Origin of the sequence: Pauljensenia sp. UMB1177, assembly GCF_030217965.1 — a bacterium.
GTDB lineage: Bacteria > Actinomycetota > Actinomycetes > Actinomycetales > Actinomycetaceae > Pauljensenia > Pauljensenia turicensis_A.
Map to the genome: position 1 here is coordinate 1 of NZ_JASOOV010000025.1, position 286 is coordinate 286.

1 protein-coding gene is annotated in these 286 nt (G+C 42.7%); it reads left to right on the top strand.

Going from position 1 to position 286, the window contains the following annotated elements; genetic code table 11:
* On the top strand, window positions 1-286 hold a 286-nt coding region (locus QP442_RS08435), incomplete at both ends, for an ATP-binding protein (RefSeq protein WP_442953383.1).

A 286-nucleotide genomic window follows, 5' to 3' on the forward strand; every position in this document is an offset into this window, starting at 1 on the left:
TGATTGCCCAGAAGACTTACAAAAACAATTTGATGAAGCTAGTCGTGAGGCCCAACAAGGCTTTAACGATGCCAGATTATACTTAGAAAAGGTTATCCATCCAGCTCATCATATTGAGGTTCAGAACCTGGCTGATCAAAATGGCCATGTTATCCATTTGGGGGAACGTGAATGTTCCTTACAAAGAAATCATCAAAAAGTTCTTGAGGAAACCCCAAGTCCCTTTATCAGTGATAAAACCCGCCAAGCCATTTGCCAAGCGGCTGTGCGTGCTGGAGAAAATGTT